This window comes from Herbaspirillum sp. NPDC101396, assembly GCF_044767365.1.
Lineage (GTDB): Bacteria > Pseudomonadota > Gammaproteobacteria > Burkholderiales > Burkholderiaceae_D > Herbaspirillum.
In genome coordinates, this window is record NZ_JBIWNT010000002.1 from 117,653 (window position 1) to 133,818 (window position 16,166).

A 16,166-nucleotide genomic window follows, 5' to 3' on the forward strand; every position below is an offset into this window, starting at 1 on the left:
TCCTGAACCTCCGCCGCATGGCCGGTCGCAACGGCGCTGCATGCATGCTCGCCGACGTCGGCTGACAGAGGGTATGGTGCAGTATGCCGGGAGCGGCGCAGTCTTTCAACCTCCACGCCGTGTAGGACTCCCGGCAACAAGGACCGTGCCCGGGCGCCAGCTCAGCTGGCGCTCACCAGCTTGAGCCCGATCACGCCCGCCAGAATCAGCGCGATGCACAGCAGGCGCAACGGCGCCGTCGAGTCGCCCAGCAGCGCCATGCCGAGGATCGCCGTGCCGGCCGCGCCGATCCCGGTCCACACTGCATAACCGGTGCCGACCGGCAGCGTACGCAGGGACAGCGACAGCAGGACGACGCTGGACAGGCCGGTCGCCACCGTCAGCAGCGAAGGAATCAGGCGGGTGAAGCCGAGCGAGGCCTTCATGCCGAAGGCGAAACCGATTTCAAGTACGCCTGCAATGCTCAAGAATAGCCATGCCATGGGATATGTCCGTGGTGATACGCCGGGCCGTGCGGCCGGGCGCGAGGGTGAAAAATGACTTAAGCGGAAACAGCCGCAGCAGGCGCTGGACGGAACGCAACACCGAAACGATTGAAGGCATTCATCAGGCCGATTGCGTAGGTGAGGTCGGCCAGTTCCTTGTCGTTGAATTCGGCCGTCGCGGCGGCATAGTGGGCGTCTGGCACGCCGGTGTCGGCCACGCGGGTCACGCTTTCGGCCCAGGCCAGCGCGGCGCGTTCGCGGGCGCTGAACAAGGCGCCGCCTTCATGCCAGACCGGCACCAGCACCAGCTTGTCGATGGCCAGGCCGGACTTGAGCAGGTCGCGGGTATGCATGTCGATGCAGAAGGCGCAGCCGTTGATCTGCGACACGCGCAGATAGACCAGATCGATCAGCGCCTTGGGCAGGCTGCCTTTGAGCAGGGAGGAGTAGACGCCGCCGAAAGCCTTGTAGGTGTCAGGCGAGGCGTTGGCGTAGTCGATGCGCTTGTTCATGATGAGTCCTTGTGTTTGTCAATGAAGAGACTCCATGGTGCGCCGGCTTGGCCTAGTCCGGAAGATCCATAAATGGACTTGGTTTGTGGACCATGATTTGGCGTGCGGGCGTGCGGATCACCTCTTACAGCAGCGCCAGGATGCGCCGTCCCAGCGCCTCGGCGGCGGCTTCGGAAGCGACGTTGGTGAAATTGACCAGCAGCGCCGGCACGCGCGCGCCGTCGGTGGTCCAGTCAGTCAGCGCTTCGGCGTACAGGCCGTCCTCACGCATGCGCGCCACCAGCTTGCGGTCCGACACGCGGCCGCGCAGGCGCAGGATCAGGTGCATGCCGCCGGGCGGTGATTCAATGCGGATGTGCTTGCCGAGCACGCGCTCAAGGCCGCTGCGGACGGCGTCGCGGCGTTCGGCGTAAAGCTTGCGCATGCGCTGGATGTGGCGGGCGAAATGCCCCTCGGCGATGAAGGCGGTGACGATCTCCTGCGTCAGCGCCGGAATCCCCGCTGCGAACACTTGGCTGACTCCGGCGAAGCGTTCGACCTGCGACTCCGGCACCACCAGATAGGCCAGTCGCATGCTCGGGAACAGGACCTTGCTGAAGGTTCCCGCATACAGCACACGGCCGTCGCGGTCGAGGCTCTTGAGCGCCGGCAGCGGACGGCTGACGTAGCGGTATTCGCCGTCGTAATCGTCCTCGACGATCCAGCTGTCGTTGCGCGCCGCCCATTCCAGCAGCGCCAGCCGCCGCGGCAGCGACAGTGCGACGCACAACGGACTCTGGTGCGCCGGCGTGACCACTGCTGCGCGCGCCCTGGGCGCGGCCGAGATGCCGTGTGCGACCTGCATGCCGTCTTCGTCGACCGGCACCGGCACGGCGCTCATGCCCATGTGCGTGAGCAGTTCGCGCGTCGGCGGGTAGCCGGGATCTTCGACCCAGATGCGGTCGCCGGTGTTGAACAAAGCGTGACCGATCAATTCCATCGTGTGGCGGTAGCCCGCCGTGACGAACACCTGCGCTGGCGAGCAATTGATGCCGCGCGACAGTTGCAGGTAAGAGGCGATCTCGGCACGCAGCGCCGGCAAGCCGTAGACCGACGGATGCGCCATGTCGGCGGCCTGCATGGCGCGCACGCAGCGCGCTCCCAGTCGCGCCCAGATCTTGCGCGGGAAGGCGTCCAGCGCCGGCAGTCCCATCTGGAACGGCAGGATGGAGTCAGGCCGGAAGCTGCTGACCAGCGCCTGCTTCGGCGCGGGCAGTTCAGCGCCGGCCAGGCGTGGTTTGAGATCGGGCGTGACGATGGTGCCGGCCTGGCCGCGCGCCTGGATATAGCCTTCCGCCGCCAGCAGCGAATAGGCCGCCTCGATGGTGCCGCGCGCCAGCCCCAACTCCTGGGTCAGCGCGCGCGCCGATGGAATGCGGTCGCCCGGCTTGAGCACGCCGGCGGCGATGGCGCTGCGGAAGCGGTCGTAGATCTGGCGGTAATACGGTGCGGCCGCCTGCGGATCCAGGGGCGCAAGAGGATTGACGGGGTGGGCGGGCTTGCTTTTGGCGGAGGACATGGTCTGGCAACAGTTATACAGATGTTGAAAAACGATGATGCCATGATGCTACCGGTCGGGGGTACAGGCAAGGTGGATTCGAGTCATCATGGATCAATCAGAATGCAGATTCATGGATCTTGGAGATGGGGCATGGATTTTTTAGAATGAACGCAGTTACTTCCAATTACCTCCGGCTTGGAAGCTCCCCAACCTCACAAACCTCGAATGGATCGACCATGAACATATTGCATCTCAGCTGCAGCCCGCGCGGGCAAGAATCCGAGAGCTACCGGCTCTCGCAGAAAATCATCGGCTTCCTGCAGGGCCGCACGCCGGCGCTGACGGTAGTCCACCGCAACGCCGCCGAGGGCGAGGTGGCCCATGTCGACGGCAACTATGCGGCCGTGCTCGGTGCGGCGCAGGAACCGTCGGGTTTTTCCGCGGAGGGTTCGATCTCCCGCTCGGAGCAACTGATCCGCGAACTGGAGCAAGCCGACGTCGTGCTCATCAGCACGCCGATGCATAACCTGACGGTGCCGTCAGCATTGAAGGCATGGATCGACCATGTGGTGCGCATCCGCCGCACCTTTGACGTCACGCCGCAGGGCAAGATCGGCACGCTGCGCGACCGGCCGGTGTACATCGCCGTGGCGTCGGGCGGCGTGTACGCCGGCGAACGCGCGCGCCAGCCTGACTTTCTGACGACTTACCTGAAGACCATCCTGGCCTCGATCGGCCTGCACGACCTGCGCTTTTTCTCGGTGCAGGGGACGGCTTTCGGCCCGAATGCGCTGGCGCAGGCCAGGGCGGAAGCGGACTTGGCGCTGCGGACTCACTTCGCCTGATCCTGTGTTGATCTTGCTCCGATAACTATTTCATTTTTAACAAGAGGCAAAAAAAAGAGTCACGTTTTACATGTTTGCAATACTATTTGGGCCGGAGAGATAAACAACGCTAAACAGCACCGTCATTCGCCCTAGCCTGAGCAGATTGCAGAAACATGAGCCTTTTGAAAAAGATCAAAGTCGACGAACTCGAATTGGGAATGTATTTTTGCGGCTTCGAAGCCGCATGGCTGGACCATCCATTCTGGAAAAATCGCTTCCTGCTGAAAGATACTGCCCATTTGCAACAGGCGCGCGCCAGCGGCATTACGTATTGCTGGATCGACGTTGAACAGGGCAAGGACGTCACCGTGGCAGAGCCGGAAGCGGAAGAAGTCGAGGCGGAATCTGCACCGGAATCCGTAGCGGAATCCGCAGTTGTTGAAACCGCGCCGGGTTTGCGCGACGAACTGCCGGCCATGGTCGGCGCCGATCCTTTCTTCGAAGAGCTGGAGCAGGCGCAACGCTTGTGCGAGACCGCCAAGGACACCACCAAGGCCATGTTCGCCGACATCCGCATGGGCCGCGTCATCGACATGGACCGCTGCATGGACCTGGTCGACCAGGTGACGGCGTCCATTCTGCGCAACGCCGCCGCCATGACCAGCATCGTGCGGCTCAAGCTGGCCGACGATTACACCTACATGCATTCGGTGGCGGTCTGCACGCTGATGGTGGCGCTGGGCCGCACCATCGGCATGGATGAAGCCGCCTGCAAGGAAGCCGGCCTGGCGGGCTTGCTGCATGACGTCGGCAAGGCCTTCATCCCGGTGCCTATCCTGCACAAGCCGGGCGGCCTGACCCCGGCCGAAATCGACATCGTGCGGCGCCACCCGGTGCTCGGCTACAACCACCTGATCAAGAATTCCAACATCCCGCAATACGCCATCGAGGTGTGCCTGCACCACCACGAAAAAATCAACGGCACCGGCTATCCCGACGGCCTCAGCGGCGCCGGCATTTCGCTGCTCTCGCGCATGGCGGCGATTTGCGACGTCTACGATGCCGTGACTTCCGACCGTCCGTACAAGAAGGGCTGGGATCCGGCCGAGTCGCTGACGGCCATGTCGTCCTGGAGCGGCCATTTCGACAAGACCCTGCTGTCGGCCTTCGTCAAGACGCTGGGCATCTATCCGATCGGCTCGCTGCTGAAAATGGAATCCGGCCGCCTCGGGCTGGTGATTCGCCAGAGTGCGGCCGGACTGACCAAACCGGTGGTGAAGGCGTTCCGCTACGACAGCAACGGCGACATCGTCGACTCGGAAGTCATCGACCTGTCCGACCCGGCGGCGACCGACAGCATTCTCCAGCGTGGCGGCGAGGAATGGCTGAAGTACAACGGCCTCAACAAGCTGTGGATGCAACCGACCCCGCTGCAACCGCGATAAGCCAGCCGGGCCCGGGTCAGGCGCAGTTTTCCATTTCGAGGATCGCGAAGCCGCGCGCCGCAACCTCTTGCTCCACCAGCGCCGTGGCCGACTCCATGTGGCAATAGTTGCATTTCTCCACCGTCAGATGCGTCGGTTGCAATCCTTTCGCCGCCAGGTAGGTGCGGCCGTATTGCAGCACGGTTTCCTGATCCTTGACATCGGCCGGCACCAGGATATCGAAATGCATGCGCCGTCCGTCCGGGCGTTGCACGTAGGTGTCATAGACTGAAATCTGCATCGCTTTCCATCCTTTTCTTTTCCATTGAAGACTGCCGTTCCGACGCCGGGCCTTGAGCTTGCTCCTTGACGCCGGCTCGAAACGGCATGACATCAGGCCGCCGGGTTCAGCGCTACTTTCGGGAAGTCCACCGGCACGTCGAACGCCACGTTGACGTAGTTGGTGAAGATGTTCAGCGCCACGTGGGCGAGGATTTCGACGATGTGTTCATCGTCGAAACCGGCGGCGCGCAAGGCCGTCACATCACCGTCGGCCAACTGGCCGCGATTGCCGACGACCTTCAAGGCAAACGTCAGCGCCGCCGCGGTTTTCGGATCGTCGGATTGGCCGGCTTGCGCGGCCGACATCTGCGCCGCGCTGACGCCGGCGCCTTTGCCTAGCACCGTATGCGCAGCCAGGCAGTATTCGCAGCGATTGCGCTCGGCGATGGCGACGGCGATCTGCTCGCCCAGTCTGGCGCCGAGCACGCCCGAACCGAGCGCGCCGAACGCGCCCCACATGCTCTTGAGCGCAGCAGGAGAATTCGCCACCGCCTTGAACATGTTGGGCGTGGCGCCGAAGGCCTTGTTGATCTGCGTCAGCAGTGACTGGCGATTGGCGGTGGTGTCGGCGGGATTGATGAGTGGTACGCGGGACATGGTGTTTTCCTTTGTTAAAAAATGAAGAGGCGGCGATGTGCTCGCCAGGGGTGATTGCGTTACTGCGCTACTGCATCACTGATCGACTTTGCCCGGCAGGGACAAATTGCCGGAGGCGACCTTGAAGACGTCGGCCACGCACAGCAAAGGGCTATGAACGCTGGCATTGACACGCAGGCCGGCGGTGACGCCGTCGAAGGCGGCGGTTTTCACCACGCCGATGTCGTCGAAGGGCACTTTGACTTCCAGCGTATTGCCCTTGAAGACCGGATTCCAGCCCGGGCTGTCGATCAGCAGGGGCAGGCCGGGCCAGGTCTTGGGCAGCTTGGGTTTGGCGCCTTCAGGAATATCCACGACCTTCAGCGCGCCCTTGCCGCAGGCGTCATCGGGTTGCAGCACCACCCAGTGCGAATGCCAGTCGCCGCCGCTGCCCGCGAACAAGGGGGTGTCGTTGAAATCGGGATGGCTGGTGACGGCGAAGGCGAGGATGCCGCTCTTGGCCTCGAAGCCGACCACGGACGGATCCATGGTGGTCGGCCAGACATAGGAAAACACTTTGCTGCCGGCCAGCTTGCCGGTCTTGCCCGGCTTGCTGGCGCCGGCTTTGCCGGATACCGCGATGTGGAACGTGGCGATGTTGCCTTCGGTGGTGATGCGCGTATGGACGATGTCGAATGGCGCTTTCACTTTGGTGGCGGCAGCGCTCTGGATGCCGCCGCTATGGTCACTGTGATCGCCGTGGCCGGTGCCGTGCGCTGCGGCCAGCTGGCTCAGGCCGGTGCAGGCCAGCGCTATCGTGATGCGCCGGAAGCTTGGATGCAATGTCATGGGAATGTCTCGGTAAATGGGTTGATCCGGATTGGGTGTTTGTGGGCTCACGGAAGTGAGCACAGGAAGAAGTTTGCAGCCGCTGGCGCTACAATTGGTATCAAATCGTCGTTACAACATATCTATTCGTCCAATATCATGGCTGACACAACACCGCCGCTGGATCGGCTTTCTTCGCTGCTGGAGCAGTTCCCGGTCTCCGCGCGGCTGTTCCATACCGGCGCGCTGTGCGGCGTCAGCACCTTTGATGCGCAACCGGGCCGAGGCTTTTTCCATGTGCTGCGGCAGGGTGAGATGGTGGTTACGCACAGCCAGGGCGCCGGGGTGGTGCGCCGGATTGAAGCGACCGAGCCGACCCTTTTTTTCTATCCGCAGCCGCTGACGCATCGCTTCCACAATGCGCCGCGCGACGGCGCCGATTTCACCTGCGCGTCGGTGCACTTCGAAGGCGGCGCCGGTCATCCGCTGGTGCGCGCCTTGCCGCCGCTGATCGTGTTGCCGCTGGCGAGCGTGCCGGCGTTGGCGGGGGTACTGGATTTGCTGTTCCAGGAAGCCGACCAGGTGCGTTGCGGCCATCGCCTGATCGCCGACCGGCTGTTTGAAGTGGTGTTGTTGCAGTTGTTGCGTTGGCTGCTCGATCACGGGCAGGAAGGCGGCGTGTCGATCGGACTGGTGTCCGGCCTGGCCGATCCGCGGCTGGCGCGAGCCTTGACCGCCATGCACGACAGTCCGCATTTGCCGTGGTCGCTGGAATCCCTGGCCGAGCAGGCGAGCATGTCGCGCAGCGCGTTCGCCAGTCGTTTCAAACAGGTGGTGGGAGTGGCGCCGGCTGACTACCTGACCGACTGGCGCATGACGCTGGCGAGGAAGCAGTTGCGCAATGGATGCGCAGTGAAGTTGATCGCACCCGAACTCGGCTACGCCAACGCCTCGGCCTTATCGCGCGTGTTCACGCAACGTATGGGGATGTCGCCGCGCGAGTGGCTGGCGCAACGGCAGGCCGAAGAGAAATAGAGCAGGGTAGAGGGCGTTCACCAGGTATTATCGCGCGCCGTCTCCAGCAGGAAGTCGCGCAGCAAGCGCGCGCTCGGTCCGACCCGCTGCGAGTGGACCAGGAAGATTTCCAGCGGCGCGGTTTCGACTTCCGGCAGCACCTGCACCAGTTCCCCTGACGCCAGCAGCGCGCCGGCGTCGTACGCCGGCAGCCGCGCAATGCCTTCGCCGGCGAGCACGAAGGCCAGCCGCGAGGTGGCGCTGTCGGTCACCAGGTCGCCTTGCACGGCGACTTCGATGCTTTCGCCGCCGGCACGCACGGTCAGCGCCTTCTGCCCCGGCGGATAGATCACCCAGCGATGCTGCTCCAGTTCGGCTACCGACGCCGGCGCACGATGACGGCGCAGGTAGGCCGGCGCCGCGCACAGCATGGTCGGCTCGCGCACCAGGCGGCGCGCCACCAGCGACGAGTCGGCCAGCGGTCCGGCGCGCACCGCCAGTTCGATGCCCTGATTCGCCAGATCGACATTGGCGTCGTTCATCGCCACCTGCAGGCGGATGGCCGGATAACGTCGGCGGAACGCTAGCAAGGCCGGCAGGATGCGTTTGTTGCCGAAGTGATGCGAGCAGGTGATGCGCACTTCGCCGCGCGGCTCGGCGCGCAGCAGCTCCATGCCGCGGATGCCGTCGTGGGCTTCGTCGAGCAGGCGCTCGCAATGCACGCGGAAGGCTTCCCCGGCCGGCGTCAGACTGAAACTGCGCGTACTGCGCAGGGCCAGCGGCACGCCGAGTTTGGCTTCCAGTGCGCGGATATGGTGGCTGACGACGGCGCGGGTCAAGCCCAGAGCACGCGCGCCGGCGGCGAAATTGCCGCTGCGCACGACGGTCGCAAAGATCGCCATGGCGCGCAGTTCATCGAGGATGGGGGAGGGGTTATCCATGTCTGATTGTATTATATTGTTTGACACTGCGTCATCATTGGCGGTGCTACCGGACGCCTGTTCTCCTTGATATCGTTCTTCTCAGCCGAAATGTCTCGGTTTTTTGGAACAAGGAGATTGCCATGAGCGTTCAACATGTACTGTTTATTTTGACAAACACAGCCGAGATCGGTCCGAACAAGCGTGCTACCGGTTACTTTTTCCCGGAAGTCGCCCATCCGTACGAAGTCTTCAATCACGCGGGCATCGCCGTCGAATATGCATCGCCGCTGGGCGGTACGCCGCCGGAAGACGGCTACGACGCCAACGATCCGGCCCAGCTGGCGTTCCGCAACAGCGCCGCCATCCGCCGCATGGCGCACAGCCGCAAGTTGTCCGAAGTCGACGTGCTGGACTACGACGCGATCTTCTTCCCCGGCGGCCTCGGCCCGATGGGCGACATCGCCACCGATCCGGAAGTCAAGCGCGTGATCGCCCGCGCCTGGAACGCCCGCAAGATCGTCGCCGCAGTCTGCCACGGTCCGGCCGCCTTCCTCGGCGTCACGCTGGAAGACGGCACGCCGCTGCTGCGCGGGCGCAAGCTGACTTCCTTCTCCAACCATGAAGAAGCCGGCTACGCCCAGGCCGACGTGCCGTTCCTGCTCGAGGATGCATTGCGCGCCGAAGGCGCCGAGTACGTGGCGGCCGACGACTGGCACTCCCACGTGGTGGTCGACGGTCGTCTGCTGACCGGCCAGAATCCGGCCTCGGGCGGCCCCCTCGCTGAAGCGATCGTCGCTGCATTGAACGGAGCAGCACAATGAGCGCCGCCAATGAAATCACGGTGGTGGCCCGCTGGCAACCCGCCAGCGGAGCGCACGGCGACGTGCTCGCGCTGATCGCCGAACTGCGTCCGAAGTCGCTGGCCGAGCCGGGTTGCCTGGCTTACGAGGTGTACCAGAGCGTGGACGTGCCGCGCAGCATCTTGCTGGTCGAGCGTTACCAGGACCAGGCGGCACTCGATGCGCACAAGGCGTCGGCGCATTATCAGGAGCTGGTGGTGGGACGCGTGCTGCCCTTGCTGACCGATCGTCGCGTGCAGTTGTTGCAGGCGCGCGATGCCGGTTGATGCGCGGGATCAGTCCGCCATCAGCAACTGCGAGATGGCTGCGCGCAGTTGTTGCGGATCCAGCGGCTTGTGCAGCACCTGATAGCCGCTGGCGCTGGCCAGTGCGATGCCTTGCGGCGAGGTGTCGCCGGTGACGATGATGGCGGGGACCTCGCGGCCCGTGGCATGAAAGACGGCGTGGATGACGTCGATGCCGGTGACGTCGGCGGCCAGGCGGAAGTCGCTGATCACCAGGTCCGGTCGGCGCGCGTCGTCGTCCGCTGCGTCCAGGGCCTCCAGCGCTCGCTCCAGCGAACGCGCGGCGAGCACCTTGTAGCCCCAGCTGCGCAACAGGATCTGCATGCTGTCGAGCACTTGCTTGTCGTCGTCGACCACCAGTACGGTGGCGTCCGGCGCAGTTGAGGCAACAACAAGCGGCGCCACGAAAGCAGGCGGGATGTCCGCCTGCCGGGTGTCGCGCAGGCTGCGCAGGTGCAACGAGAAGCACGACCCTTTTCCCGGTGCAGAGCGCAGGTCGACGCGCGCATCGATCAGCTCGGCGGTGCGCTGCACGATCGCCAGTCCCAGTCCCAGACCTTGTTCGCGGTCGCGGGCAATGTTCTGGACCTGATAGAACTCGTGGAAGATGTGCCCGAACTGATCGGCGGCGATGCCCACGCCGGTGTCGATCACGCAGATCTCCAGCATATCGTTGCTCCTGCGCCGGCAGGCCAGCAGGATCTTGCCGTTTTCGGTATAGCGCACGGCGTTGGAAAGCAGGTTGGCCAGGACGTTGTGCAGCAAGACCGGATCGGTGTCGAGCCAGGCCGTGGTCGGCCTGACCTTGAGTAGCAGTCCCTTGGCGGCGGCAACCTGGGCGAACTGGTTGGACAGCAGCGTGAAGGTTTCCTGCAGGCCGAAGCGGCGTTTCTCGATGCGGATCACGCCCGCATCGAGGCGCGAAATATCCAGCAGCACATTGAGCAATTGCGACATGCCGGTGAGCGCCGACTGCAATCGGCCGGCCAGCATGTCGACCATGCCGGGTTCGATGTGCGGCGCCTGGGCCACCGTGCGCAGCGTGGCGATATACAGGCCGAGCGCGTGCGCCGGCTGGCGCAGGTCGTGGCTGGCCGCGGCGAGGAACTGCGACTTGCTGCGGTTGGCTTGCTCGGCGCGTTCTTTCTCTTCGGTGAGCTGGCGGATCAGGGCGTTGTTCTCGAAGCGCAGCGCAATGGCGTCGCGCACGGTGCGCTGGATCACCCGGCTATACGCCAGGTTGACGCCCAGCAGGAACAGCGACAGCACGCCAAGCACCGAAAACAGATGAGTGCCATGCGCGAACGAGCGCATGGCGAATGGCAGCACCGTCGGCAGGGCGTAGACGTAATAGGCCGGCCAGAATGACGACAGCGACGCCACCGAACCGCCGGTCATGCCGGCCAGCACGATGCAGATGTAGACGGTCACGATGGTATTGTCGGGAGAGAAAAACAGCAGTCCCATCGCGCCCCACAGGCAGCCGGATACACCCGCCCAGGCCACGTAGCGCCAGCAGCGGCGCGACGCAGACGCCTCTGCCGCAGTGCCCAGGCTGCGGCGATCGCGCCACACCAGCACGATGCGCAGCGCGGTGAGCAGATAAATGGCCGCCGCCCAGCCCAGCAACGCGGCATGGGCCACTTCCTTCCACAGCAGGAAAATTGTCAGGCCGGCAACCGCAGCGTTGCCGAGAAAAATCGGCGGCGACTGGCGATACAGTGTGTTGACCAGTTCCAGATACACCGACCGGTCTTGGGTGGGGAGCAGGCGCGTCATTGTCGTTGGATGCCGTTGGCTCAGGGCGGCAGGCTTGCCGGGTTGCAATGCAGTTTACTGTAATATCGGCGATCTGATGGGGTGCACGCTGCATTGCAAGGGGATCGCGGGAATGAAAAACATAGTGCTGGCCGAAGACCACGCGATCATTCGCGACGGTCTCAAATTGCTCATCTCGACGCGGCCGAATCTGAGCGTGGTGGCCGATACCGGTGATGGCGGCGACGTCGAGCGTCTGCTGCGCGAGCATCAACCGGACCTGCTGCTGCTCGACCTCGACCTGCCCGGCCTGCATGGCCTCGAGCTGACCCGCCGCATCAAGACATCCACGCCGGCCGTGCGCGTGCTGATCCTCACCGGCAGCCCCGGGCCGGCCTCGGTGCGCGCGGCTTTCGAGGCTGGCGCCGACGGTTACGTGCTCAAGCATGAAAACGCCGATGAATTGTTGCACGCGATTTCCCTGGTGCTGTCGGGCATCGTCTACCTCAGCAAGGGTCTCAACGGCATGGCGGATTTGCCGTCGTCGCCGGCGCCGGCGCCCATCACCGCGCGTGAACAGGAAATCCTCGCCCTCATCGCCCATGGCGCTTCCAGCAGCGACATCGCGGACAGACTCCATCTTTCGGTGTTGACGGTGCGCAAGCATCGCCAGAATCTCATGGGAAAACTATCGCTGCACAACGTCGCCGAAGTCACCGCCTACGCCTTGCGCAGCAACTTGTTCCGCCCCCCGCCTTAGCAGCCGTGGTGGAGGCAAATACTACAGATGCAGTATTTACCGCCGGCCCACCCGGTCTTAGCATGATGCCCACAGAAAACAATGCCGTGATCACCGGCAATCCAGGGGGTAAGCATGCCAGGAAACCATCCATCGCGTATCCGTTTGCAGCGTAGCCGCAGCGTTGCACATCGACTTCCCGCAATGATCGGTCTGCCGCTGATGCTGCTGGCGCCCGGCGCACAGGCGCAACTGCCGGCGGGGGTGTCGGGCGTCAACATCGAACCAATGGATCTGGCCTCAGTCATGTTGCTGGTTCAGCAGCAGCGCACCACCATTCAGAATGCTGATTCCGGTCAGCAACCGCAACTGCAGCAGGAACAGACCAGGCAGGAACAGCAGCAATTGACGAAGCAGGAGCAGGAGCGCAAGGAACAATTGCAGCAGCTGGAGCAAAAGATAAAGCGGCAAGAGCAGGTGAAACAAGAGCAGGTGAAACAAGAGCAGGTGAAACAAGAGCAGGTGAAACAAGAGCAGGTGAAACAAGAGCAGACAAACCAGGAGCAGCAGACAAAGCAGGAGCAGCAGACAAAGCAGGAGCAGCAGACAAAGCAGGAGCAGCAGACAAAGCAGGAGCAGCAGACAAACCAGGAGCAGCAGACAAACCAGGAGCAGCAGACAAAGCAGCAGCTGACAGCCAAAGAACAGGCGGTGAAGGAGCAGCAGCAACTGTCCAAGCAGGCGCTGGGGCGCAAGGAGCAACTGGAGTTGCTGCAGCAAAAGATGAAACAGGAAGAGCAAGCGAAGCAGGAGCTCCAGACCAAGACAGGACAGCAGCAGGCGAAATCGCAGCCATCGGCCACGCCCGACGGCAAGATCGTGTCGCCGCCAAGGCAGCAGTTACTGGCACTGCTTGACCCCGGCAATGGCAAGTCTTCCTCTGCACTGACGACAACCGGCGACGTCGCGATCCATCTGGCTTCCGGACAGGGTAACCGCGATGCGCAGGCGCAAATCGTTGCGTCTGCCGTCGGCACCGCCGTTACCGGCCCGGCGCCGACCGGTTCAATTCCGCCCGAGGCCACGATGCCGTCCGCGGGCGTCACCGCAACAGGTATCGCGGGGATATCTACAGGTGTCGCCGCCGTCGCCGCGGCGCTGGGGGCAGCGGTGTCGAGCAGCAGCGACGCCGGTGGCGCCGTACAGAGCGCACTGCAACAGCAACAGCAGCAGAGTGCAGTGACTGCCGCACAACAGCAGGCCTTCAGTTACGTCACGGCCAACCTGGTCACGCCGCTGGCAAGCTTTCCGACTTCCATGCAGGCCACATACACCGGCCCGGTGACCGGCTCCGCCAGCGTGGGCGCAGGCGTGACCGGTACATTCCAGGCGCAGGTCGATTTCGCGACGATCAGGGGCGGCGCACCGTCGGTGCCTGGCACCATCACCTTCGCCAACGGCCTCGGAGGAACGTCCTTCACGCTGACGCTGATGGGCGGTTTTGTCGGCGGCGCCATGTCCGGCACCTACGCGGGACAGGCGGTCACGGGCTTCGTGATGAACGGGCGCTTTTATGGCCCGGCGGCTGAGCAGCTGGCGGGCAGCTGGTCCATGCAGAACGCCGGCGCCACGCTGACCGGATCCGGTTCCTTCAAGGCGCAGCGCTGACATGAACTCATTCTCTTCCGCCCCGTTCCGGCGTCGCGCCACGTCGCGCGCCTTGTGCGTCGCGCTGTGCCTGAGCTTCGCGGCAGGCAATCCGGCTCATGCACAGGGCACTGCCGAGCCCCGCGAACAGCAGGCGGCGCTGCGTGAACAGAACGCACTGGAACTGGCGTTTGCGCGTCGCGCCCTGGCCGAAAAACGTCCAGACCTCGCCTGCGCGCTGTTGGTCAACACGCTGCCGCAGGACGATACCGAGGCCGAGCGCATGCTGCTGCTGGGACGCTGTTCCAGCGCCAAGCAGGAGCGCGAGCAGGCCGAGCAATACTATCGCCGCGCGATCGCGCTGGCGCCTGCCGCCGCCGCGCCCAAGGTCGAACTGGCCGGTCTGTATCTGGCCGGCGGCCGACGGGTGGACGCCGCGTCCTTGCTCAGTCAGGCGGCCGACGCCAGCGAAGGCCAGGCGCGCGTCATGCTGGATCAATTGACGGCGCAACTGCGGCCCAATGATCCGGTGTCGGCCAGCCTCGGCTCACGCGACAAGCCCTGGGCGTTGCAGGCGTACATGGGCCTGACCTGGGATGACAACACCAATGCCGGTCCGGTGTCGCGCAGTGTGCCGGCCGTCCTCGGCGGCATTCCGATCACCTTCGACCTGGTGGCGGACGCCATGCCGCGCAAGTCTGCGGGCGCCGCGCTGGGGCTCAACGGCAGCTATGCAGTGCGGCTCGACGAGCGCTTCTCGCTACTGTTCCAGGCGGCATGGTCCGGCACCGGCTACTTTGATCGGCAGGACTACAACAATGACAGCACCACGCTGGCAAGTGCGCTGATCTACAGCGACAAGGCCTGGTCCGCGAGCTTGCAGCCCAACGTGCGTTACACCCGCCTGGACGGGCGTTTGCAGGAGACTTCGCCGGGCATGGTCGGGCGCGTCGCCCGTGCGGTCAACGACACAGTCTCGCTGACCGCCACCGGCGGCTACGCCAAACGCATCGTTCATACCGACAGCAGCCGCGATGCCGATGCCTGGCAAGGCGGCGTGGGCGCCATCGCACAGTTGACGCCCGCTCTGCTGGTCGGCGGCGAGTACCTGTGGCAGCGCGAACAAGCGCGTGAAACGGTGTATTCGCGCCGCCTGTCAGGTCCCAGCGCTTACCTGCAATATCGCATCTGTTCCGACGTGCTGCTTGGCGCGAATGTCAGCTACACCGATGTGCGCTATGACCAGGCCATGGCCTTGTTTGACCAGCCGCGCGCCGATCGGCAGATCACCAGTTCGCTTTCCGCACTGTGGGACATCAGCCGCCATGTCGGGCGCAACATGGTGATCCGCGCACAGTACACGCACATCGATAATCCTTCCAACATCGGCTACGGCTATTTCCGCCGCAATATGGCCAACCTGGGCGTACAGATGCAGTTCTGACGCACGTTAAAAATGCGTTGCTGTCGGAGCTTCGTCGCGCAGCACCAGCGGTTGCGCCCGGGCCCAGCGATTGGCCGACAGTGAAAACGTCAGCGCGCGCACCTGGTGATACCAGCCCGCCGGCACGTACAGCAGCTCGCCGGCTTGCATGATGCATTCGGTCAGCGCCGCCTGGCGCGCCAGCGGAAACTGGTCGAAGTCCGGCGCTTCCGGATCGAAGGGCGAGCCGAACAGGATGGCGTTGGCTTCGCGCGGATAGAGGAATTCATCGTGATGCGGCGGCGCCAGGAAGATGCGTTTGACGCCGCGAATCTGCGCAAAGATGTTGTCGTCGTAGTCGCAATGCAGCGGCGTCACGGTGCGCGCCGGCCCGAGCCAGAAGCGCGGCGGCCCCATCTTCTTGAAGTAGGCCGGCCAGTGGCACAGCCGGTTCAACGGGCGCATTTCCAGGTTGCCCACGTAGGGCGGCAAGTCCGGATCTGTCTCGGTGCCGGCGGTGAGATCAAGATATTCACGCAGCGACATGTCCTGCATCGCGCGGTCGGGTGCGAACGCGGTGTTGACGTAATCGCCGACACGCGCACGCACCGGCAACTCGCCGAATTCTGCGCGCAGGTCTTGCGGCGTCAGCGCGCACAGCGGCCACTTGCCGACCAGACCGGTGATGATGAAGGGCAGGCCTTTTGCCGCCAGCGCGTTGAAGGCGGCGGCGTCGAGTGCAGCCACGCGCGGTACTTCGGAAATGGCGGGTAGAGAGCGACTCGCCTGTTTGATGGCGTCGCGCATTGCCGCGATCGAGGCGACGCCGCGCACCTCTGCATCCTTCTGCTCGCGCGCCTGTTTGCGGGCGAGCGCGTCTTCCGGCGACAAGGGTGTTTCCGGCCGCGGCGGCAACAGCCGGGCCGGGTGGGCGGCCTCCTGTGCTTTCTGACTACCTGTTGAGTTTTTTCTCATGGTCTGTTT

17 protein-coding genes are annotated in these 16,166 nt (G+C 64.0%); 8 read left to right on the forward strand and 9 right to left on the reverse strand.

From position 1 onward, the window contains the following. Positions 1-161: 161 nt before the first annotated feature. The 3 genes from ACIROY_RS05445 to ACIROY_RS05455 all read right to left on the reverse strand — a co-directional run bounded on the left by ACIROY_RS05445 (position 162) and on the right by ACIROY_RS05455 (position 2,555). Positions 162-482 (reverse strand): DMT family transporter, encoded by a 321-nt coding sequence (locus tag ACIROY_RS05445; RefSeq protein WP_402277523.1) that lies wholly within the window; start codon positions 480-482, stop codon positions 162-164. A 59-nt stretch (positions 483-541) separates the two neighbouring features. Further along, entirely contained in the window at positions 542-997 is a 456-nt protein-coding gene (locus tag ACIROY_RS05450; RefSeq protein WP_402340331.1) for a carboxymuconolactone decarboxylase family protein, read from the reverse strand. Between the two features lie 124 nt (positions 998-1,121). Continuing rightward, complete coding sequence (locus tag ACIROY_RS05455) at positions 1,122-2,555, reverse strand: PLP-dependent aminotransferase family protein (RefSeq protein WP_402277519.1); 1,434 nt, start codon at positions 2,553-2,555, stop codon at positions 1,122-1,124. A gap of 218 nt (positions 2,556-2,773) precedes the next feature. Here ACIROY_RS05455 and ACIROY_RS05460 point away from each other — a divergent pair, with 218 nt between their 5' ends. Both ACIROY_RS05460 and ACIROY_RS05465 read left to right on the forward strand, forming a co-directional pair. After that, entirely contained in the window at positions 2,774-3,382 is a 609-nt protein-coding gene (locus tag ACIROY_RS05460; protein WP_402277517.1) for an FMN-dependent NADH-azoreductase, read from the forward strand. Positions 3,383-3,537: 155 nt separating this feature from the next. Then, positions 3,538-4,809 (forward strand): HD-GYP domain-containing protein, encoded by a 1,272-nt coding sequence (locus ACIROY_RS05465; protein WP_402277515.1) that lies wholly within the window; start codon positions 3,538-3,540, stop codon positions 4,807-4,809. Positions 4,810-4,825: 16 nt separating this feature from the next. Here the strand turns inward: ACIROY_RS05465 and ACIROY_RS05470 are convergent, their stop codons facing one another. The 3 genes from ACIROY_RS05470 to ACIROY_RS05480 form a co-directional block, all read right to left on the reverse strand. Beyond that, positions 4,826-5,089, reverse strand: coding sequence for a DUF2024 family protein (locus ACIROY_RS05470; protein WP_402277513.1), 264 nt, complete (start codon positions 5,087-5,089; stop codon positions 4,826-4,828). 92 nt (positions 5,090-5,181) lie between these two features. Beyond that, positions 5,182-5,727, reverse strand: a complete 546-nt coding sequence (locus tag ACIROY_RS05475; RefSeq protein WP_402277511.1) for a carboxymuconolactone decarboxylase family protein — start codon at positions 5,725-5,727, stop codon at positions 5,182-5,184. Positions 5,728-5,802: 75 nt separating this feature from the next. Further along, positions 5,803-6,555 (reverse strand): hypothetical protein, encoded by a 753-nt coding sequence (locus tag ACIROY_RS05480; protein ID WP_402340334.1) that lies wholly within the window; start codon positions 6,553-6,555, stop codon positions 5,803-5,805. Between the two features lie 138 nt (positions 6,556-6,693). Between ACIROY_RS05480 and ACIROY_RS05485 the strand changes: the two genes are divergently transcribed. After that, the gene (locus ACIROY_RS05485; protein ID WP_402340337.1) at positions 6,694-7,569 is read left to right on the forward strand and encodes an AraC family transcriptional regulator; all 876 of its coding nucleotides are present in this window, start codon (positions 6,694-6,696) and stop codon (positions 7,567-7,569) included. Between the two features lie 17 nt (positions 7,570-7,586). Here ACIROY_RS05485 and ACIROY_RS05490 read toward each other — a convergent pair whose 3' ends face one another. Next, positions 7,587-8,489 carry a LysR family transcriptional regulator gene (locus ACIROY_RS05490; protein ID WP_402277505.1) on the reverse strand — a complete coding sequence of 301 codons (903 nt, stop codon included), beginning with the start codon at positions 8,487-8,489 and terminating at the stop codon, positions 7,587-7,589. Positions 8,490-8,611: 122 nt separating this feature from the next. Between ACIROY_RS05490 and ACIROY_RS05495 the strand changes: the two genes are divergently transcribed. Then, entirely contained in the window at positions 8,612-9,292 is a 681-nt protein-coding gene (locus ACIROY_RS05495) for a type 1 glutamine amidotransferase domain-containing protein (RefSeq protein WP_402340340.1), read from the forward strand. Further along, positions 9,289-9,597, forward strand: coding sequence for a putative quinol monooxygenase (locus tag ACIROY_RS05500; protein ID WP_402340343.1), 309 nt, complete (start codon positions 9,289-9,291; stop codon positions 9,595-9,597). Before ACIROY_RS05495 ends, ACIROY_RS05500 begins: the two co-directional genes overlap by 4 nt. A 9-nt stretch (positions 9,598-9,606) precedes the next feature. Here the strand turns inward: ACIROY_RS05500 and ACIROY_RS05505 are convergent, their stop codons facing one another. Beyond that, the gene (locus ACIROY_RS05505) at positions 9,607-11,394 is read right to left on the reverse strand and encodes an ATP-binding protein (protein WP_402340346.1); all 1,788 of its coding nucleotides are present in this window, start codon (positions 11,392-11,394) and stop codon (positions 9,607-9,609) included. 112 nt (positions 11,395-11,506) lie between these two features. On the opposite strand from ACIROY_RS05505, the gene ACIROY_RS05510 reads away from it, so the two are divergent. The 3 genes from ACIROY_RS05510 to ACIROY_RS05520 all read left to right on the forward strand — a co-directional run bounded on the left by ACIROY_RS05510 (position 11,507) and on the right by ACIROY_RS05520 (position 15,203). After that, entirely contained in the window at positions 11,507-12,133 is a 627-nt protein-coding gene (locus ACIROY_RS05510; RefSeq protein ID WP_402340349.1) for a response regulator, read from the forward strand. Positions 12,134-12,316: 183 nt separating this feature from the next. Further along, positions 12,317-13,780 carry a hypothetical protein gene (locus ACIROY_RS05515; RefSeq protein WP_402340352.1) on the forward strand — a complete coding sequence of 488 codons (1,464 nt, stop codon included), beginning with the start codon at positions 12,317-12,319 and terminating at the stop codon, positions 13,778-13,780. Position 13,781: 1 nt separating this feature from the next. Beyond that, positions 13,782-15,203 (forward strand): surface lipoprotein assembly modifier, encoded by a 1,422-nt coding sequence (locus ACIROY_RS05520; RefSeq protein WP_402340355.1) that lies wholly within the window; start codon positions 13,782-13,784, stop codon positions 15,201-15,203. Positions 15,204-15,209: 6 nt separating this feature from the next. Here ACIROY_RS05520 and ACIROY_RS05525 read toward each other — a convergent pair whose 3' ends face one another. Next, positions 15,210-16,157 (reverse strand): cupin-like domain-containing protein, encoded by a 948-nt coding sequence (locus ACIROY_RS05525; protein ID WP_402340358.1) that lies wholly within the window; start codon positions 16,155-16,157, stop codon positions 15,210-15,212. Positions 16,158-16,166: the final 9 nt, after the last annotated feature.